A 21,466-nucleotide genomic window follows, 5' to 3' on the forward strand; every position below is an offset into this window, starting at 1 on the left:
GGGGCTTTTTATATTACTTCCCCAAAGATTAAACTGCTCTTTTCATTTACCCTGTCATGAACTAGTTAAACAAGCCTATTTTAGCTTTCCTCCCTTTCCATTTCCTATACATTATAATGGTAATGTCCGTCAGTAATGTGGTTCACTCAAAGTTGCTATTTATGCTTATCAATAAGAAAGACATTGAGAAGCGCTCTTTTAAGCTATACATCCAAGTAGCCAGTTTCTTTGGCAGCAAAAGTAAGCCTCACCTGCATGAACAATGTTTTTAGATCTCTTAAGGTTTTTCCATCACAATCCATGCTTTTGCTTCGCGTCCGCAAAGACACATTCAATCGTCTCTTTGCGCTTTGCATAAATTGGTTTGCTGTCATAGGAATGTCGTAAATGTTCAGCTTCCTCTAAATATAATTCCCAAATATGGTGTTGAATGAGTTATTTTCTGTACATTGTGATGCATGGTTATATTGGCAATACGCCATATTCGTTGCGATTTCTTTCATTTTCGTACTAAATGCTTCTTAGGTACTTATTAATCGATCGTTAACATCTCTAATCGTTCACGATGAAGTATTTTATGTAGAAGCTGATTGGTGCGAAGTAGTGGCAATAACAAAGCGAGGGAAGCAACTCGCCCCCGCCTTTAGCATCAATCGACGGTTTTAATAAAAAAAGACTGTAGATAATCTCAATTTTTTTGAGTTTATCTACAGTCTGAGCAATCATACAAAATGTATGATTGCTTTCGTTTTATTTACTGAAAATCCGTACAAAGTTTAATAATGGTCTATAGTTTTTACCTGCTAGCCCAATGACCTCAACAAAGATTTCAATGGCTGTTAAAATAACAGCTACAAGTAAAATAGCTCCCCATAATTTTGCCATAGAGAAGATGATCGCTGCTAATCCAAACATCATCGCGATGCCATAAATAATTAATACAGTTTGACGATGTGTAAAGCCCATATCCAGTAAACGGTGGTGTAAGTGAGATTTATCTGGATCAGACCATTTCTTCTTCATGCGTACACGACGAACAATCGCAAAGAATGTATCAGAAATCGGTACACCAAGAATAATAATTGGGATGATTAAAGCTACGAATGCAACATTTTTAAAACCAAGTAATGCCAACACGGAAATCATAAATCCGAGGAACAATGCCCCTGTATCACCCATAAAAATTTTCGCTGGGTGGAAATTATAAAATAAGAAACCAAGTGAAGCTACAGCTAAAATGGCTGCTAGCGCTAAAACAAACATATTGCTCATAATAAACGCCATGATTGCTAATGTAATGAGTGCAATTGTAGAAACACCTGCTGCTAGGCCATCTAAGCCATCAATTAAATTAATAGCATTTGTAACCCCAACAATCCAAATAATTGTTAATGGGATACTTAGTAAACCAAAGTCTAATGTACCTAAGAATGGTAAGTTAACCATTTCAATTTGAATTCCACCTACAAAAACAACAATTAGTGCGGCACCTAGCTGACCAATCATCTTTGCCTTGGCAGAAATCTCACGCATATCGTCAATAACACCAGTGGCAACGATAATACAAGCACCTATAATGATTGCTAACAAAGATTCGGGACTACCATGTTTAGTATGGATTAAAAATGAATATAAAATCGTCACACCAATTATAAACGCAAGGAAAATGGCTAAGCCGCCAAGTCTTGGCATAATTCGAGCATGTACTTTTCGGTAGTTTGGTGCATCAACAGCACCTATTCTAAACGCTAAACGTTTCACTAATGGAGTTAACAAAATGGATGCAACGAACGCTGCTATTAAAGACACGTAAAGCATGTCTCTCCTCCTCAAATAAATAATCTACATTGAAATCCAAATTGATTATAGCATGAACAAGCATTGAAATATACTTTTTCTAAACATTTTCCACGATTTCACAAATATTTTGTACATTTTAGCATTCATAGATTCCTATACAGTCAATTGTAGTCACCATTCGCAAAATTTGATAAAATAATGAAGTGTCTAGCATGTAGACAACTTTAAAGGAGCGTATATTTCATGTTCTCAATTTTCAAAAGTAACAAAGAGCAAACTAGTGCTCGTCAATTAAAGCGCTACTATAAAATAGTAGATCAAATTAATAATCTTGAAGAAACGTATGTTAACAAGTCAGATGCTGAATTAAGAGAAATGACTTTTATTTTCAAAAATCAATTAGAACAAGGTGAGCCTATTACATCAATCATCCCGGACGCCTTTGCAGTTGTACGCGAAGCCTCAAAGCGTGTATTAGGTATGCGTCATTTTGATGTACAGCTTATCGGTGGTCTTGTATTGACTGAAGGCAATATCGCTGAAATGCCTACAGGTGAAGGTAAAACACTCGTTGCTTCCCTTCCCTCTTATGTACGAGCATTAGAAGGTAAAGGCGTTCACGTTATCACAGTAAATGATTACCTTGCAAAACGAGACTATGAGTTAGTTGGTCAAATCCATCGGTTCCTTGGCTTAACTGTTGGTTTAAATGTACCGATGATGGAGCAAGATGAAAAAAAATTAGCTTACAACGCAGATATTACATACGGTGTTGGAACTGAATTCGGTTTCGATTACTTACGTGATAATATGGCCCATAGCTTAGCAGATAAGGTTCAACGACCATATCACTTTGCCATTATTGATGAAGTAGATAGTGTCCTGATTGATGAGGCCAAAACACCTCTCATTATCGCAGGTAAAATGGCATCGAATAACGAATTACATCAAATTGCTGCCATGCTAGCCAAGCGTTTCAAAGTCGAGGAAGATTATGATTTTGATGAAGAAACAAAAGCTACTTCCTTAACAGACAAAGGTATTGAAAAGGTTGAGGCTGCCTTCAATATTGATAATCTGTATGATTTAGAACATCAAACACTTTTCCATTATGTGATTCAAGCAGTTCGTGCACACGTCATGTTTAAACGTGATGTAGATTACATCGTTAAAAACGACAAAATTGAGCTTGTTGATATGTTTACTGGCCGTATTTTAGAAGGTCGCTCACTCTCTGATGGCTTACATCAAGCAATTGAAGCCAAAGAGGGCGTTACCATCACGGATGAAAATAAATCAATGGCGCAAATTACAATTCAAAACTATTTCCGTATGTATCCGAGACTTTCTGGGATGACGGGTACAGCGAAAACACAGGAAAAGGAAATTCGAGAAGTGTACGGTATGGAAGTTGTGCAAATTCCAACCAACCGTCCACGTCAACGTGTCGATCAGCCTGATATTATTTTTAGCACCCAAGAGGCAAAATATAAATATGTTGCAGCTGAGACTAAAAAACGTCATGAAAAAGGTCAACCAATTCTCATTGGTACAACATCAATCTTACAGTCCGAAACGGTTGCTGATTATCTAAAAAAAGAAAAATTAACTTTCCAATTACTCAATGCAAAAACCGTAGAGCAAGAAGTAGAGCTTATTTCACAAGCAGGTCAAAAAGGTCGTATTACTGTAGCAACAAATATGGCTGGTCGTGGTACAGATATCGTGCTAGGGGAAGAAGTGCATGATCTTGGTGGTTTATATGTAATGGGTACAGAAAAGCATGAAAGTCGACGTGTAGATAATCAGTTACGTGGTCGTTCAGGTCGTCAAGGAGACATAGGCGAAAGCCGCTTCATTCTCTCTATTGAAGATGATATGTTCCGTCGTTACGCAAAAGAAGAAGTTGAAAAATTCTCTGCAAAAATGGTCACAGATGAAAATGGCATTATTCAAAACAAAGAGGTGCAGGAGCTTATAGATCGTACGCAGCGCATTGTGGAAGGTTCTCAATACGGCATGCGTGAATACAACTTAAAACTAGATGATGTTATTAATGATCAACGCACGGTTCTTTATGGATTACGTGACAAAATTTTAGCTGGTGAAGACTTAATGGGCGAGCTGAAAAAAATGCTACGTGAAACAGTTGATTTTGCTGTTCGTGATGCTGCACCAGAAGATGTTTCTTCTATCGAATGGGATTATGATCGTATGGAGCAAACATTAAACTCACTATTCATTACGCCTGTTACAATCGATCGTGAGGTCGGAAGAATTAAACAGATACTAGCAGATATCGAACCATCTGAACTAGAACTACTTAATAAAATCGAAAAATTCTCTGAAAATGAGCAAATACTTCAAGCTATCCCTCAAGTTATGCTTAGCTACATCGATAGTGGCTGGGTAAGACATTTGGAAGCCATGGCGCATTTAAAAGAAGGAATAGGCTTACGTCATTATCAACAAGAAGATCCGATGCGAATTTATCAACGTGAAGGACTGGAATTGTTCGGTAAAAATTTCCAAGAACTACGTCGTTCAATCATTATAGAAATTACAAGCTTCATGAAAACAATTGAAGCACAGCAGGAGGAACAATAATGGGCTTATTTTCATTCTTTAAAAAATCAGATAAAATCGTTCAAGAAAACACAATTGACTCAAAAGACTTGCTAGGTACTGTTTCTACAAATAAAGGTGAAAACCGTGATGTTGAAACAAAGCTTTCTTTCCATCCAGAATGGGACGTACCTCAGGAGCAAAAATATATCTTTAACTTCCTTGCTAATGAGCTAGAACCATTGAAACCAAATCAATTATCTCTATCTTCTATTAGTATTGAAGAAGGTCGTGGTGGAAAATGGTTAGTACGTGCATTTTTCCGTTCATCTTTACCACAAGCGATTGAGCTAGGTGAAATCGAACTATTCATTATGGATAAAAATGATGAGCTTGTAGCATCTAAAAAATTCGATTTTAAAGCACTTGGCACAATTCCAGCAGAAAGTGCTCGTCCATGGGTATTCGAATTTGACAAGTCTACCATCAAAGTTGATGAGGTTCCTGAAGAAGGCTGGAAAATTGCCTTTAACCTTGTTTCCCTTCGCGGACACCAATTAGAGCTTGATCCATCTTGGGAAAAGCAATTACCAGCAGCTCAAAAAGAGGAGCTTGAAAAAATCGTTAAAACATTACCAGAGCTAGGCGAAACAGAGGTAAACTTCACAGGTTTACAGGCAAAGCTAGCTGAAAATGGTAATTTAAATGTATCGATCTTTATCCGCAATGGCCACAATAAAGCAATTAATCTTGAACAATTGCCATTAGAAATTATTGATGCAACAGGCAAACAAATTGCCAAAGGTTCATTTAAAATGGACCCAATCTTAACTGTGCAACCAAACTCAACTAAGCCTTGGACATTTGTTTTCCCAGCAGAGCTTGTTGATGCAAATGATGCTGATCTCTCCCGTTGGACAGCGCGTGTTACACAATAACATCAAAACCCCCTTCTTTCGTTAAGAAGGGGGTTTGTTTATGTCATATAAAAAGTGATTTCTGCGTAAGCAAAAATCACTCCTTTTTTATTTCACACTATCAAAACGTTTATAAGCTACTAGTTTAGAAGACCAGTAAGTGTAAGTAACATCTGAAATTTCTACGCCATCTGTGCCCGCGTGGATGAATTTATTATCCCCAATATAAATGCCCATATGAGAAATACCTTCTTTATATGTATTTTCAAAGAAAACTAGATCTCCTGGTACTGGGTTTTCCACAAGTGTTGTGTTGCCATTAAAATACCCCTCACTACTTGTTCTTCCTATTTTTAATCCGCCTTGATTAAAGGCATAGAAAATAAATCCACTGCAGTCAAGACCCACTGGCGTATTACCACCGTATAGGTAGGGTGTCCCAACCAATGTATTTGCCACTTCAACTGTTTTTTTATAAATAGCTTGTCCATTTGCTGTAGGATCTTTATCTGTCACTTTGGATGGTGTGCCCGTATCTGAAGTCACATTATTATGTATAGATTCACCCCCGGGTTTCACGGCTCCTGAAGAAATCTTTAGTACTTGTCCAATGTAAATTATGTCTTTCTCAAGCTTGTTCCATTCCTGTATATCTTTAATTGACACATTATATTGCTTTGCAATTTTTGATAATGTGTCACCTTTCGCCACTGTATGAGAGCCAGCAGTAGGTTTGACAGATGTTGATGGGGTTGAAGGTTTTGTCCCCTCACTCGTTGTTTGCTTTTGAATTTCAAGCTTTTGAGCTACAACAATCGTATCTTTCGATAGATTATTCCACTTCATAATATCCTCAATCGTAACTTGATGATGTTGCGCGATTTTGGATAAAGTATCGCCTTTTTGTACGGTGTAAGTTGCTGCTTCTGCTGTTTGTAGTGCTAAAAATGAAGTTGCGATAGTACTTAAAACAAGAATTCTCCATTTTTTTGTCTTTTGCATACCAAATTGCCTCCGTTCGTGCTAGAATATTTCCTTGTGTGTCTATCATACTAGATAACTGCTTCATGAAAAATCGGAAATACTGACTATTTTTCAAACATTTTAGTAATCCTATAGAATACGACAAAATCCGACTATATTGCAATAATATATTCATTGCCAGATTCTTGTTCCTATGATAACATACACTTCTGTATTTAAAATTTTTAGAAAGTTTTATCTTTTCAATCTTAAAGGAGTTTTTATACTTATGAAAAACATCTTGCATTTCATCAAAGGAAATTTAGCAGTAGGATTGCTATTATTTGCCTTATTCTTGGGTGCTGGGAATATTATTTTTCCACCGTTATTAGGTCAACAAGCAGGTGAAAATATCACAGTTGCTATGATCGGTTTCTTAATAACAGGTGTCGGTTTACCACTATTAGCTATCGTTGCTGTCGCCAAAGCAGGAGGCGATTTACAGCTGCTTGCCAATCGTGTTAGCCCTGCTTTTGGCGTAATCTTTACATCCATTGTTTATTTAGCCATTGGACCGTTCTTCGCTGTACCGCGAACTGGATCTGTGTCCTATGAAATAGGGATTGCACCGTTCCTTCCTGAAGCGATGAAGGGACATTGGGCGCCGCTTTTAATCACATCTATTTTATTTTTCGCCCTAATTCTTTATCTCTCTATTAACCCTTCGAAGCTTGTCGATCGAGTAGGAAAAATCTTAACACCTGCCCTGCTTCTAGTTATTTTATTGCTCGCTGTCAAAAGCTTTATCTCTCCAATGGGAGAACCAGGGGAAGCAGCAGGAAAATATATTAGCTCTCCTTTTGCTGAAGGCTTTGTACAAGGGTACTTAACAATGGATGTTCTAAGTGCACTTGTTTTCGGTATCGTTATTTTACAAGCTTTACGTGATATGGGCATGACAGATAAGAAAAAGCAAATCAATACGACGATTTTTGCCGGTGTGGTTGCGGCTATAGGTTTATCTTTCGTTTATATCTCACTCGGTCATATTGGGAATACAAGTATTACTGCAATTGGTGCCTCTGCCAATGGCGGAGATATTATTGCAAAATCAGCGGAAGTGCTTTTTGGTAGTCTTGGAAGTATTATTTTGTCTGCTACTATTTTACTAGCTTGTATATCAACGGCTGTCGGTTTATTAACTGCTAATGCCCAATATTTCCACAAGCTCTTCCCAAAAATCTCGTACAAGACATTTTTGATTGTCTTCACTATTATTAGTGCAGCTATTACAAATGTTGGTCTTTCAACAATTATTAGTGCATCTTTACCTGTACTGTTAATCATTTATCCACTGGCGATGGTATTGATGGTATTATCATTAGCGGACCATTTCTTTAAAGGTGGACAAATTGTTTATATTTTAGCGCTCATTCCAACTTTCCTTGTTAGCCTTTACGGTGGCTTAAAAGAAATGAAGGTAGAAATCGCGCCGTATGAAAACATGCTAAAAGCATTGCCTCTGTATGAGCAAAATTTAGGATGGCTTTTACCAGCCATAGTTGGCGCATTTATTGGCATTATGATTCATAAGCTAACTAATAACGCCTCAGCGAAATAATTTATTGGAATCTGCTTGTTGTTCATAACAAGCAGATTCTTTTATCTTATTTAATCCCCCCACAATTCCTACAGCTCATGTATAATAAAAATAGAGACTCAATTGTAAAATGTATCCATCCATTAAACGCCTAATGAGCATGGTGCATTCCTTTTTCGAGTTCTAGAAAAGAGGTGTCCAATGAAAAAATTAATGTGGTCGTTTGTATTTGTTCTAGCCTTCTTTCTAATTCCTTTCACGGCTACTCATGCTGCAAGTAATGATCAACAGCTTATGAAGGAAATTAAGGAGATCATTAAAAATACTTATGTTGGAACAATCGATGGAAACTTAGAGAAAGCCACGTCCATCTCAGAAATCATGGAGATGCTTGATCCATATTCCACTTATTTTACAAAGCAAGAATTTGAGGATTATATGAATAGCATTAACCTATCAACAATTGGGATTGGTGTTATAATTGAAGAACACGAAGATGGGATTCATATTTTACAAGTAATTGAAGGCAGTGGCGCCTTTGAAGCTAGTATTAAGGCTGGAGATATCATCATTGCCGTTAATGGTGAATCTATTATTGGTCGCTCTACACAAGAAACCTCTTCCCTCTTAATCGGTAATGAAGGGACCCAAGTGAAGGTTACAATCAAGCATAGTAATGAAACGACAACAACTAAAACTATTACACGAAAAAAATTCACATTACCAAATGTACAATCTGAATTACTGTTTGGACATGTTGGCTATATTTCGTTGGCTTCCTTTTCTGAAGATGGCGCACAGCTTGTCAAAAAAGCGCTTATTGACTTAAAACAACGTGGTGCAACATCGTTCATTTTGGATTTACAAAATAATGGTGGGGGTTACGTGACAACAGCGGAAGAAATGACAGGATTATTCCCGTCTGCTAAAATCGCCTATTTATTAGAGGAAGCACACGCCTCCTACACAATACCAGCAGTTCACCAAAATACAAAATTTCCAAAAAATACTCGTATTCTCGTGAATCGCTATAGTGCTAGTGCTTCTGAAATGCTTTCCGCCTCACTAAAAGACCAAAAGGCGGCTATATTATATGGTGAAACAACCTATGGAAAAGGTGCTATGCAAGGCTTTTATACCTTACATGATGGAAGTTATTTAAAGCTAACAGTCGGTAAATTTACAGGACCTGCTAGTCAGACTATTCACGAAGTAGGGGTTAAGCCAAATATACAAACAACATCAGCTCCTATTTTCCAAGCACATTTTGATGCTCTAAAGGAACAGTATCCAAAATATAGAAAGTTATCTACTGCAAAGAGTAATGCAACAAAAGAAAAAGTAAGTGTGAAAATCCCCGCAGTTCTTTCTTCACAAATTGCTAAAGATCACGTTCAACTAGTTGCTTTAGGGGCAAATGAAGTATCTATAACTGCTAAAGTTGAAGGGCAAACACTTGTCGTTACCCCAGCAAAATCTTTAGTAGCAGATCAAGAATATATGCTACTTATTCATGCAAATAGCAAGAGTCAAAAAGGCTACTATCAGCATATAAAAATAAATCAGTAAAAAATCCTCTCATCGATAGACATTTTATCGTTGAGAGGATTTTTTATATCGTTTCTTTTGTTTTCCAAAAATATAATTGTATAATATCATTTGCCAGATCAGCAGGTAATCTTTTTTGCTCTAATAAATAAATTATGATGAGTCGCTCCATTGATCCTACTAAGCTGTCTATCATTATTTTCATATCCACACTATACATCTGCAAATCTTTGTCGCAATCATGAAGATAAATTAGGTGGATAATTTGCTGTGTCAGTTGTTTTTTCACTATATGGGATTGCTCTGATTCGATAAAACCGATTTTTGTCAATTTGGGATTTTCCGTAATATAAACGAACAAGTTTAATAACTTTTGCTCTAACAGCGTGACAAATCCTTTTAAGCCGTTTTCAACAATTTCAGTTGATTGACTTTCCAGCGCTTCCAAAAATCCACTTTGGAATTGTATATTTAAATCATTATAAAGGGCATCCTTGCTTTTAAAATACAGATAAAAAGTAGGCTGTGTTACATTGGCAGCCTTTACAATGTCACTAATTTTTGTCTGATAATAACCTTTATCAGAAAATAGCTCTATCGCTTTTTCAAGTAAGATTTGTTTGCTTCGCTCTCCATTTGAATTAAATTTTCTGCCTCTTGCCATACTTTCCACCTTATCTTAGTTTAAAGTAGTCATATTGCCTTCAGTATTACAAATCAAAAGTAACTATATCTTCACAAATTGTACATATTTTATCCATGATTATACACCATTCTATTATAATACACCCACTTTTTTTTTACTATGAACTACTATTAATATGATATTTATAATAGAAATAAAAAAGTAATTATCTTAGAATTTCTTCTAAAGATAATTACTTTTAACATTATATTAAAATACCAAAAGGACTCAAAAATCAATTGAGCACCTTGATTAAATATCAGAAAATTCTCTTAACAATTACATGCTTTGTGTAATACACATACCTTTCAACATAATTCAAAACTATTATTTTGAAAAGTCCCTTTTATTGAAAAAAATTTTTTTATTTGTTTTTTTCACTTTCAAAAGTCAATCAATACAATAGTTTTCTCCCCTTATCGCTTCTTCAAAAAAATTTTTTCTAAAAATCTAGCCATTTTACTTTTCAAAAAAAGTGTTATAATCGCCAAGAATTTAAAATTTTCAATTTTGGAGGCATATGATGGTATTACGTGATTTTTTCATTTACTTATCAGAAAACAAATTATTAAATAGCGCTGCACAAAAATATGGTCTAAAAATGGGTGCTCAAAGTGTAGTTGCTGGAACAAGCTTACCTGAAGTTGTGCAATCGATTAGAGAATTAAACAATGCTAATATTTCATGTACAGTCGATAATCTAGGCGAATTCGTCTACGAAAAATCAGAAGCAACAGCTGCAAAAAATAATATTTTAGCTGTTGTTCAAGCTATTCATGATGAAAAGCTTGATGCTCACATCTCCCTTAAACCTTCTCAATTAGGTTTAGATATTGATTATGCATTTTGCTACGAAAACTTAAAAGAAATCGTGGCTCTGGCACATCAATATAACATTTTCGTAAATTTCGATATGGAAAACTACGAACGCTTACACAGCTCTTTTGAATTATTAGAGGAACTACACAAAGAGTTTGATAACGTAGGTACAGTTATTCAAGCTTACTTCTTCGAGTCAGAAGAAAATATTGAGAAATACAAAAACTTCCGATTACGAATCGTTAAAGGTGCCTACAAAGAGCCAGAAAATGTAGCATATCAATCAAAAGGTGATATTGATCGCAACTATTTAAAACTAATCGAGTATCATTTATTACATGGTAAATTTACTTCGATCGCTACACATGACCATAATGTTATTAACCATGTAAAACAATTTGTGAAGCAACATAATATTCCAAATGAAAAATTCGAATTCCAAATGCTATATGGTTTCCGTAAAGAAATGCAGCTAGATCTTGCACGTGAAGGCTATAACTTCTGCACGTACCTACCATTTGGTAACGATTGGTACGGTTACTTTATGCGCCGTTTAGCAGAACGCCCACAAAATGTGGCACTTGTGACAAAACAAGTGTTTAATAAAAAAACAAATATGGCAATCGGCTTAGGAGCTGCGGCATTTGCTCTTGGTCGCCTTTCAAAAAAAGGAAAATAATCATTACAAGCTAGATGCTATCCATCAGTTAGATAGTTCTATCCGTCACTTTTGGGAGTCTATCCATCAAATCAACAATAAAAGCGAAAACATCGTTAATCAATGTTTTCGCTTTTTTTATTGAGCTTATAGTTTTTAACACGATATTGTAAGCTTTGACGACGAATCCCCAATGCCGCAGCCGTTTTAGAAATATTCCCCTGATGAAAATCTAACGCCTTCGAAATATAGTACTCCTCTACCTCTTTCATGTAGACGTCTAACGGTCGAATATCCTGCTGATTTTTAATTACAAACAAGTCACTCGTAGATACTTCTTTTTCCGTTTCCTCACATGAGCTTTGGATTTTCCATTTGAAATGGACAGGCAACATATGTGACTCCACAATCATTTCATTGGTAATCAACGACGTAATTTCATCCAATAGAACTTCCAATTCCTTTAGATTACCTGGCCAATCATATTTTAAAAAGGTTTCACGTACTTCTTCTGAAAGCCCTTGAATCGATGAGCCAAAGCTATCACGATGCCGTTTGAAATAGTCATCGATAAAGGGCATGATATCCTCTTTTCTTTCTCGTAAAGGTGGTACATATATTGTGATGCCAGAAAAAAGTCGATACAGCTTTTTAGATAGCTCTTGCTTTTGAATTAAATCAATTGGGTCTTTGCCAACACTAGCGATTAGAACATGCTGATGATTTGGGTGATTATTAAAAAGCTCAACAATCTTTTCCTGTGCTTCAAGCGATAAATATTCGATACGCTCTGCAAAAAAAGTGATTTTTTCCTTTTCAATAATATATTTTTCAAATTGCTTTAAAACCGTTTTTTCGTCTCGACGGCAAATTAAAGCAATAAACATATCATTTTGAACCTTTAGATCATGATGAATTCCCTCAGCCACCATATCAATGCCTGTACCTGATTCCCCTATTAAGACAACAGGCATTCTACTTAGCGCTACAATCTTTGCTTTTTCAATAACATCCTTCATGACTGGTGATACAGCCGTGATAATGTCAAATGTCAATGGTGCGCCATATCTTCTTAATGGCTGATACATCATATATTCAAGCTGTGTAATATCTCGCGCAAATTCCACAGCCCCCACCAAAGCACCTTCATAGTGCAACGGATAAATATTGCTTATATAGGTCACTTCTTGATTTTTTTTATTCCAATACGTTTTTTTGATATTGTAAATGGGTGTTTCAGAGCTGAGGACTTTATAAATATCACTTTTTTCAATCTCAAAATCAATAATCTCTAAGGCTCGTCTTTCCTCAAACTCATCTTCGTTAACACCTTCTAATTCCCTCATTTTTTTATTATATATGAGCAACTTGCCATCCGTATCTACGACGCAAATTCCCATATCACCTTTTTCAATGACATATTTATAAATACTTTGTAGTACATTATTATCCATCTTGTCCTCCTGTATTCCATTAAGCTTATTCTAACACCAATACGAAAAACAGATGCAAAAATTGAAAAAATTTTAAGATTTGAGTTGATAAATGCCAAATTATATTGCATTATATAATTATCACAATCTTAAAAGGTGCATAATCATTTGGCATCACTTATCCATGGGGAGGAAACTGACATGATTCCATACAAACACGAACCATTCACAGATTTTTCACAAGAGGCAAACTACAATGCTTATGTGGAGGCTTTAAATAAAGTTGAAGGTTACTTAGGTCAAGACTACCCACTTATCATTGGTGGCGAGCGCATTACAACAGAAGATAAAATCGTTTCGTACAATCCTGCAAAGAAAACAGAAGTGATTGGCCGTGTGTCAAAAGCAAGCAAAGAGTTAGCTGAAAAAGCGATGCAAGCAGCGGATGAAACATTCAAAACATGGAAAAAAGTTGACCCTGCGATTCGTGCTGACGTTTTGTTCAAAGCAGCAGCTATTATTCGTCGTCGTAAACATGAATTCTCTGCATTATTAACAAAAGAAGCAGGGAAACCATGGGCAGAGGCAGATGCAGATACAGCGGAAGCAATCGACTTCTTGGAATACTATGGTCGCCAAATGCTACGCATTAAAGGCGGTCAACCAGTAGAAAGCCGTCCAGGTGAATACAACCGTTATGACTATATTCCACTAGGAATCGGTATCGTTATTTCTCCTTGGAACTTCCCATTTGCGATCATGGCTGGTACAACAGTGGCCGCTTTAGTAACAGGGAACACAGTCTTATTAAAACCAGCTTCTACAACACCAGTAGTGGCGTATAAATTTATCGAAGTATTAGAAGAAGCAGGTCTTCCAGCAGGTGCCGTGAACTTCGTACCAGGTTCTGGTGCTGAAGTAGGCGACTACTTAGTCGATCATCCAAAAACACGCTTCATCAGCTTCACAGGTTCACGTGATGTTGGTTTACGTATCAACCAACGTGCTTCTGTATTAAATGATGGTCAAATTTGGATTAAACGTGTCATCGCTGAAATGGGCGGAAAAGATACAATCGTAGTTGATAAAGAAGCAGACTTAGAATTAGCTGCACAATCAATCGTCAAATCAGCATTTGGCTTCTCAGGTCAAAAATGTTCAGCCTGTTCTCGTGCAGTCATCGTTGAAGATGTGTATGAGCAAGTTGTTAATCGTGTAGAAGAATTAACAAATGCTTTAACAGTTGGAGATCCAACAGATTTCAGCAACTTCATGGCAACAGTTATTGACCAAGCGGCATTCAACAAAATTACGGAATACATCGAAATCGGTAAAGGCGAAGGTCGTCTAGTGGCTGGTGGTACAGCAGATGATTCAGTTGGTTACTTTGTACAGCCAACTGTATTCGCAGACGTAGAACCTTCTGCACGTATTATGAAAGAAGAAATCTTCGGGCCAGTGGTAGCAATCGCAAAAGCAAAAGATTTCGATCACGCTATTGAAATTGCGAACGATACAGAATACGGTTTAACAGGTGCAGTCATCACGAAAAACCGTGTAAACTTAGAAAAAGCACGTGAAGAATTCCATGTAGGAAACCTTTACTTCAACCGTGGCTGTACAGGTGCCATCGTTGGCTACCAACCATTTGGTGGCTTCAACATGTCAGGTACAGACTCAAAAGCAGGTGGACCAGACTACCTACAACTGCATATGCAAGCAAAAACAACTTCAGAAATGCTTTAATATTTTTCAAAAATGCCGTCCATTCCAAACAATGGGCGGCATTATTTTTTGGGCTAAACAGAAAACCACTATATAATAGAAGAAACTCATATGAATTTTGATTCACTCCCCCTCCCTTATTCCATACAAAATCTTTCTACAAAAACGAAAAGCCTACTTATTTCCTAGAATTCGTTGGCATATTTTATGATATTTCTAACATTTGACCCTTAACTTGATTGTATAACTTTGTTAAAATGATATCAGTTTAGGAGGGTAAAACTATGAAAAAACGATCAATTTTTATGTTGCTTATGATGCTTATTAGTGTAGTCATTTGGCAACCACAATCGGCCAATGCTGATGAGCTATCAGGCCATATGCACGAAAGTGGCTTGCGTTATTTAATCTCTAAAGATGCATTGATTAAAGATGCAAACGGCAGCTATCGTCCAAATGACACGGTTACACGCGGTGAATTTGCCACATACATAGCAAAGGCTTTAGATTTAGGTACAAAAAGCGACATGACGTTTACAGATGTCTCAGACACCTATTTATATGCAAATGAAATTAAGCTTGCCGCTACTGCTGGAATTATCACAGGGTATACAGATGGCTCTTTTAAGCCTGACGCACGCATTTCAAGAGAGCATATGGCAGTTATGCTAATTAGAGCGGTGGATTATTTAAAAATACCAAAAGGTACTTCTTCTATTACATTTAAAGACAATGCCACTATTTTTAAAGATTTCCGTCAGGATATTGCCATTGGTGCACAATTAGGACTGATTAAAGGAAGCTCTAATGGCATGTTTTTACCTAGAGACAATGCCACTATCGGTGAAGCTTCAACATTCATTCTACGTTTAATTCTTCTTGCCGATCAAATGGATACTGAGAATAACGAAAACAACGGAAACTCAGAGAATAATAGCAATAATAATGGAAACGCTGGTAACAACGAAAATACTGGGAATAACGGTAATACTACAGCATATATCATCAAAGAAATTTCAAATGGCAATCTAGTAGACAAGCAAAGCCTTCCTACCTTTGAAGCAGCTGAAAAAGCGATGACAAGTAATTCGTTAGTGATTACTCAAAATAATAAAATTATAAAAATGACTTCGGGTTATGTTGTAACGAATAATTACGTTGCACTGAACTCTGAAACAATTAAGGATCAAATCGCTGTTGCTGGAAATACAGAAATGGAGTATCTAGGCAGTGATGCCACACAAGTAAAAGTACGCTTAGCTGGTCATGTAGGCTATTTAAAACAGGCTGACGTTAGCTTAATTCCTTCTACATTAGTAAAGGGACGTTCTTTCTATTCAAATGAAAATGGTGAAATCAAGCATACCCTATATGATTATAAAACGAATAAGTATTCCTCTAGTTACGTGTACGGTAAGGCTCCTAGCTTTATGAAGCAAGGCGAAAAATACTTTAGCTGGGATGGCATTAATTTTACAAATGCCAATGGTTCTTCAAAAGGAGAAGGCTATAATTACTATCAATTCCTACCCGCTCGTGCGACAACTCAATATACAGCAGAAGAGCTAGATCAATATATTTTGCAAAAATTAGCGGAAGTTGAAAGCTCAGGTGCTACCATTTATAAGGATGCAACAACAAAAAGTAAGTTAATTGGCTTAGGCTCTGTGTTAAAGGAAGTAGAAGCGAATGCCCATATTAATGCTATGCTTATTTTATCTCTAGCACAGCATGAGAGCGCTTATGGTATGAGTGATCACGCACAAAACTTGAACAATCTATTTGGTTTATATGTCTATGACACAAACCCACTAAACAAAAAGTTTGATAGTGTTGGTGCAAACATTAATGAGCTTGTTGAAAGGTTCTTACAGCCAAATTATATTACACCAGGAGGACGTTATACGAATGGTGCAGTGGTTGGTTCTAAGGCTATCGGCTTCAATGTAAAATACGCTTCAGATCCATTCTGGGGCGCTAAAATTGCTGGACACTACTATCGTGCAGAAAAGGCTTTAGGCTTTAAAGATGCAAATAACCCTTATAAAATTGCCCTAACTACAACAGCTGGTCTAAATGTTCGTGCAGACGCATCAACAAGTCAAAGTCCATTGTTCACATTTAGCAAAAGTAATATGCCCGTCATTGTCACAGATACAGGAGCAAATGGTTGGTATCAAGTTGTTTCAGATAAATTACCCACTGAACCTGCCTATATAAGTAAGGATTATATTAAATTCATCAATACCGTGAAATAATAGTAAATGGCTGCCTCCTAAGGAACGAGGCAGCCATTTTTTTATAGATTTGTTTGTATTTTTCGAATGCGGGTATGTATAAAGTAAGAAAAACGATCCCAAAAGATAGCACCCCTTTGGAATCGTTCTTCAACTATTATTGTTTCTTATAATATTGCAAAATACCATTGTAAATAGATTCTGCAAATAATTTAACGTATTGATCATTCGTCATTTTATTGTGATCCTCTGTATTCGTTAAGAATCCTAGCTCCACTAAAATAGATGGAATGACCATGTTACGAATGACGTAGTATTGCTCTTGCTTCACACCACGGTTTTTCATATTTAAATTGTTAACAATTTGGTTATTCACAAATGTAGCTAAATCGATGTCCTCTTGATACATATCTCCTGTAGATATTGCATAATATGTTTCAGTACCCTGTGCTGACGCATTGGCAGCAGAGTTAACATGGACACTAACGAAAATCTCACCATAGTTTGCTTGTGTAAAATCTACACGATCTTGTAATGATGGATACGTATCACCAGTACGTGTCATATAAACTTTTGCACCAGCATTCTCTAGTAATTGCTTAACTTGTGTGCTGACTTTTAATGTAATGCTTTTTTCAGAAACAGAACCTTTTACAGTACCTGGATCTTTACCACCGTGACCTGGGTCTAGGATGATAATACGATTTTGTAAAGGCTTAGCTGTTTGATTTAATAGTTTTAAATAGGATTTATGAACATATCCTGTTTGACCATTATAGGTGATTTCTGCCCAATAACCATTAATGCTATTAACTTGGACATACTCTCCCTTGTTCAGCTTAAATAGCACTGGCGAAGTTGAGTTACCTTGACTACGCACATTTAGGTTAGCAACCGTTACCTTACCTAATACATCTCCAGAAGCTGGTGGTGGTGTTGGATCCGGATTAGGTTTTACTTCTCCAGTAGCATCCGTAGTACTGTTTGCTACAATATAACCTGGCAAACCATTTACTTGTGTTAAATAATAGCCACCTATTGTTTTGTAAACTGGTAGTTTTTCGTTGGCTTTAACTGATGAAATTACTTTTGCGGAAGATGTTGGCTTCACATATAAGTTTACAGCACCATTTGTCGTAACTTCTTTTTCGACTGCTCCTAGCTCATTGCCATCTGCATCTAAAAATTCAGTGTATTGCTTAAAAACATAGGCAAATGCACCTTTATAAGTTACCTTTAACCAATTGCCTTCAACTGCATATACTGATAATTTACCGCCTGTATTGACTTTACCTACGATGTTAGTACTAGAAGAGGAATCCTTTGATTTACGGATGTTTAACCCCTCTGTAGTAACTTTTACTAAGCCAATCACTTGTGATGTATCTGGCACTTGTACACCTTTTACAGGTAATTCTAAGCGATATTTTTCACTTTTTGCACGTGCAACGAATAAAGAAAATTGTGAACGTGTTACAGTACTATTTGGTAAATACTTATCACCCGTTCCGTTCGTAATACCATTATAATAGATGGTATTAATGTATTTCACATATTCATGTGTAATCGCTACGTCCGTAAATGGTGAGTCAATTCCCTCATACTCACTAGTATCTAAATTGAATGCCTTTGTTAATACATAACTCATTTCTCCACGAGTTAGAGGCTTATTTGGTAGGAATTCACCTTTTATATTTTTGTCGAAAAATCCTAATTGGACAGCACGCTCTATGTAACCTGACATTTCAGTGCCTACTGTAACATCTGAAAAGCTTGATTTATTAACAACTAATGGTTTGTTACCTGAAGCAACTACAACCATCTTAGCAGCTTGTCCTCTTGTTACATTGTTATTTGGGCCAAATACTCTTTTACCATTGACAAAGTATCCTTGAATAACACCTAAACTTACTAAATAATTGATTTCTTCATAGGCTGGGTGTGTTTTAGTGACATCTTCAAATGTTATATTTGAATTGGTAGCTGCACTGACACTTGCACTATGTATCGTAAACATAGAAGCCGAAATCAATAAGACGCACAAGATAAGACTAATTTTTTTGATGTTCAATGTCTTATTTCCTCCCTTCTTGTTCTCTTAACGTGTCCATTTTAACAAAATTAGCTAAATAATGCATCAGACAATAGAACTGTTAAAATTTAATTTTCCAAGTCACACCCTTTCCTACAAAATTATCATAAAAATAGAAGAGTCTGCGATTGCAAACCCTTCTTCCATTATACGCTATTCAAAAGATCAATTCTTGCAATCTATAACACAATTAAAGTGTTAACTTTATGAACTTATTGTTGAATTCGTTTGATAAATACTTTTAGTTGGTCGATTTTAAGTAACTCATCTGAACCGAAGCTACCTTCTCCATCGCCATTTGTAATACCATTTGATGCTAAAGTCGAAATATATCCATTAGCCCAGCTATTTTGAGGTACATCGCTAAATGCTACACTTCCACCATTGTTTTCAAGGCCAAATGCTACCACTAATACTTTAGCAATTTGTGCGCGTGTAATTGGTGAAGACGGGTTGAATTTACCATTCGCATCGCCTTCAAAGATGCCTAGTTTTGCCACAGCTGCGATTGCACCTGCATGGGCATTGGATGGTTTTACGTCTACAAAACCAGCATTTGTATCAGATGTATCTAAGTTCAAAGCTTTCGCAATTTGGACAGCTACCTCTGCGCGAGAAGCATATACTGAAAAGTCAATTGCTGCTTGTTTAACTTCTGCTTGCTGTTGTGTATCAAATGTCGCAACGCGTTTAGCACCTACATAACGAGAGCTCCAATAGTATGGATCATTCACACTTGAATAACTTACGCCTTGACCAGTTTGAGAGTGGATCATTTTACCGTCACCTATGTATATAGCCACATGTGAAATACCACTACCACTTGTATTGAAAAATAGTAAATCGCCAACTTGCAAATCGCTTTTCGCTACTGCAGTACCTTGTTGATACTGTGAGCCAGATGTGCGATTTAATTGAATGCCTAAATCTGAAAATACTTTAGAAGTAAAGCCAGAGCAATCAAAACCACTTGTTGTTGTACCGCCGTATTTATATGGAATACCTACGTATTTAGAAGCTGTATCAGTTACATCTGCTTTAGTCGCTGCCTCAGCAGTGTTTATATGAGCTGTTGAAAATAACATAAAAGATGCAAAAATCGGTAATAACCATTTCTTATTCATACTTTTGTTATACCCCTCTCAAAACTTTTTTGCCTATACATAGACTATCACAAAAAAAGCGATTGTTATTTTTCAATTGTGTAACGGTTTTAGACAGCAAAAAAACGCTGTAATACCAACGTTTGGTGGTATTTCCAGCGTTCAAAAGGAAATTTTTTTATCGTATTTTGGATCTTTCGTAACATTCCTGTAATATTAGAGACTCTTTGTTACACAACAACTTATTGACTAGAGAACATTTGAACCCAATAGTAATTTCCTTTGATGTCCTGTGCTATCGCAACACCTGTATTTGTATAATGTTCTTTTAAAATATTCTCTCGATGACTAGTGGAAGCCATCCACGCCTTTACAGCAATTTCAGGTGTTTTTATATTTCTGGCAATATTCTCGCCAAAGCTTGTGTAATCGTAATCAAATAATGTCGCTAAATCCCAAGGTGCACCATAAAATGGAGAAACATGTTCAAAATAATGGCGATTCACCATGTCCTGTGCTTTGATAATCGCGATTTGTGTCAGCTCTGGATCATAGACAACCGTTTCTAGCTTATTCTTTTTTCTTTCCACATTGATTAATTCAATGACCTTTTTAGACCATTCTGTAGAAAGGTTTTTTGTTGGGATATATTGCTTCGCTAAATAATCATAGGCTACTTCCAGCTTCTTTATCTTTTGCTGAAAATTTATGCTGCGCTCAACAAAAACAGCAAACTGTGCACGCGTCACCAATTGGTCCGGTGCAAAATGTTTTGTATCCACTCCACTAACAATGCCTATATCTGCTAAGGATTCGATATAGTCCTTTGCCCAATGTGTGCTAGCAATATCTGCAAACTGGCTGTTGTTTTTGCTATCTACTTTAAACTGATAGGCAAGTGTTAGCATTTTCGCTACCTGCATTCGCTTCAAAGGCTCTTCTGGATGAAATTCATCACCTTTTTGAATAACACCTAGCTGAACGAGCTGACAAATTTCCTTGTAATATGGATGTGTTGCAGGAACATCCTTAAATTTTGCGGAATTCGCAATGTCTACATTTACCTGGAGAGAACGAGCAATGGTAGCGGCAGCCTCAGCCCTCGTAATAGCTTGCTCAGGCTTAAATGTATGATCGTTATATGTAGTCATATATTGTTTAGTGAGCATATGTTGAATGGAAGCATTTGCCCAATATGAACTAGTCACATCTACAGCTTTTGCAGATGCAGCTTCTACCTGACTTGAATTAGTTAAACTTCCTATGGTTGCAGCTATTGAAAGGACCACTATACAAAGTATTTTTTTCAACAGGGCTACCT

At 36.5% G+C, this 21,466-nt stretch carries 14 protein-coding genes and 1 pseudogene; 7 read left to right on the forward strand and 8 right to left on the reverse strand.

Annotated elements, in window-relative coordinates:
- Window positions 1-142 precede the first annotated feature (142 nt).
- Both CRI88_RS04975 and CRI88_RS04980 read right to left on the reverse strand, forming a co-directional pair.
- Window positions 143-435, reverse strand: a pseudogene (locus CRI88_RS04975) (transposase); the annotation flags it as partial.
- Between the two features lie 315 nt (window positions 436-750).
- Complete coding sequence (locus tag CRI88_RS04980) at window positions 751-1,818, reverse strand: glycosyltransferase family 4 protein (RefSeq protein ID WP_036121117.1); 1,068 nt, start codon at window positions 1,816-1,818, stop codon at window positions 751-753.
- A gap of 225 nt (window positions 1,819-2,043) precedes the next feature.
- Here CRI88_RS04980 and secA2 point away from each other — a divergent pair, with 225 nt between their 5' ends.
- Both secA2 and CRI88_RS04990 read left to right on the forward strand, forming a co-directional pair.
- Window positions 2,044-4,407, forward strand: a complete 2,364-nt coding sequence (gene secA2 / locus CRI88_RS04985) for an accessory Sec system translocase SecA2 (protein ID WP_036121120.1) — start codon at window positions 2,044-2,046, stop codon at window positions 4,405-4,407.
- Window positions 4,407-5,303, forward strand: a complete 897-nt coding sequence (locus tag CRI88_RS04990; RefSeq protein ID WP_036121124.1) for an accessory Sec system S-layer assembly protein — start codon at window positions 4,407-4,409, stop codon at window positions 5,301-5,303. The genes secA2 and CRI88_RS04990 overlap by 1 nt, the downstream gene beginning before the upstream one ends.
- An 87-nt stretch (window positions 5,304-5,390) precedes the next feature.
- Here CRI88_RS04990 and CRI88_RS04995 read toward each other — a convergent pair whose 3' ends face one another.
- Window positions 5,391-6,284: a C40 family peptidase gene (locus CRI88_RS04995; RefSeq protein ID WP_058843859.1), complete on the reverse strand. Its 894-nt coding sequence runs from the start codon at window positions 6,282-6,284 to the stop codon at window positions 5,391-5,393.
- 250 nt (window positions 6,285-6,534) lie between these two features.
- On the opposite strand from CRI88_RS04995, the gene brnQ reads away from it, so the two are divergent.
- Both brnQ and CRI88_RS05005 read left to right on the forward strand, forming a co-directional pair.
- A complete protein-coding gene (gene brnQ, locus CRI88_RS05000; protein ID WP_058843860.1) occupies window positions 6,535-7,866 on the forward strand; it encodes a branched-chain amino acid transport system II carrier protein in 1,332 nt (443 codons plus the stop codon).
- Between the two features lie 180 nt (window positions 7,867-8,046).
- The gene (locus tag CRI88_RS05005; protein WP_058843861.1) at window positions 8,047-9,414 is read left to right on the forward strand and encodes a S41 family peptidase; all 1,368 of its coding nucleotides are present in this window, start codon (window positions 8,047-8,049) and stop codon (window positions 9,412-9,414) included.
- A gap of 43 nt (window positions 9,415-9,457) precedes the next feature.
- Here CRI88_RS05005 and CRI88_RS05010 read toward each other — a convergent pair whose 3' ends face one another.
- Window positions 9,458-10,057: a TetR/AcrR family transcriptional regulator gene (locus tag CRI88_RS05010; RefSeq protein ID WP_101966447.1), complete on the reverse strand. Its 600-nt coding sequence runs from the start codon at window positions 10,055-10,057 to the stop codon at window positions 9,458-9,460.
- 544 nt (window positions 10,058-10,601) lie between these two features.
- Between CRI88_RS05010 and CRI88_RS05015 the strand changes: the two genes are divergently transcribed.
- Window positions 10,602-11,576: a proline dehydrogenase family protein gene (locus CRI88_RS05015; protein WP_058843863.1), complete on the forward strand. Its 975-nt coding sequence runs from the start codon at window positions 10,602-10,604 to the stop codon at window positions 11,574-11,576.
- Between the two features lie 95 nt (window positions 11,577-11,671).
- Here the strand turns inward: CRI88_RS05015 and CRI88_RS05020 are convergent, their stop codons facing one another.
- Window positions 11,672-13,009 carry an AAA-type ATPase lid domain-containing protein gene (locus tag CRI88_RS05020; protein WP_036121141.1) on the reverse strand — a complete coding sequence of 446 codons (1,338 nt, stop codon included), beginning with the start codon at window positions 13,007-13,009 and terminating at the stop codon, window positions 11,672-11,674.
- 180 nt (window positions 13,010-13,189) lie between these two features.
- On the opposite strand from CRI88_RS05020, the gene pruA reads away from it, so the two are divergent.
- Both pruA and CRI88_RS05030 read left to right on the forward strand, forming a co-directional pair.
- Window positions 13,190-14,734 (forward strand): L-glutamate gamma-semialdehyde dehydrogenase, encoded by a 1,545-nt coding sequence (pruA, locus tag CRI88_RS05025; protein ID WP_036119871.1) that lies wholly within the window; start codon window positions 13,190-13,192, stop codon window positions 14,732-14,734.
- A gap of 263 nt (window positions 14,735-14,997) precedes the next feature.
- Complete coding sequence (locus tag CRI88_RS05030; RefSeq protein ID WP_101966448.1) at window positions 14,998-16,971, forward strand: S-layer homology domain-containing protein; 1,974 nt, start codon at window positions 14,998-15,000, stop codon at window positions 16,969-16,971.
- A 136-nt stretch (window positions 16,972-17,107) separates the two neighbouring features.
- Here the strand turns inward: CRI88_RS05030 and CRI88_RS05035 are convergent, their stop codons facing one another.
- From CRI88_RS05035 to CRI88_RS05045, 3 genes are all read right to left on the reverse strand, one after another.
- Window positions 17,108-19,021: an N-acetylmuramoyl-L-alanine amidase gene (locus tag CRI88_RS05035; RefSeq protein ID WP_089932944.1), complete on the reverse strand. Its 1,914-nt coding sequence runs from the start codon at window positions 19,019-19,021 to the stop codon at window positions 17,108-17,110.
- Window positions 19,022-19,254: 233 nt separating this feature from the next.
- A complete protein-coding gene (locus CRI88_RS05040) occupies window positions 19,255-20,166 on the reverse strand; it encodes a C40 family peptidase (protein WP_036124282.1) in 912 nt (303 codons plus the stop codon).
- Between the two features lie 221 nt (window positions 20,167-20,387).
- A complete protein-coding gene (locus tag CRI88_RS05045; RefSeq protein WP_036124284.1) occupies window positions 20,388-21,455 on the reverse strand; it encodes a CAP and S-layer homology domain-containing protein in 1,068 nt (355 codons plus the stop codon).
- Window positions 21,456-21,466: the final 11 nt, after the last annotated feature.

Source organism: Lysinibacillus fusiformis (assembly GCF_002845985.1).
Classification (GTDB): Bacteria; Bacillota; Bacilli; order Bacillales_A; family Planococcaceae; genus Lysinibacillus; species Lysinibacillus fusiformis_D.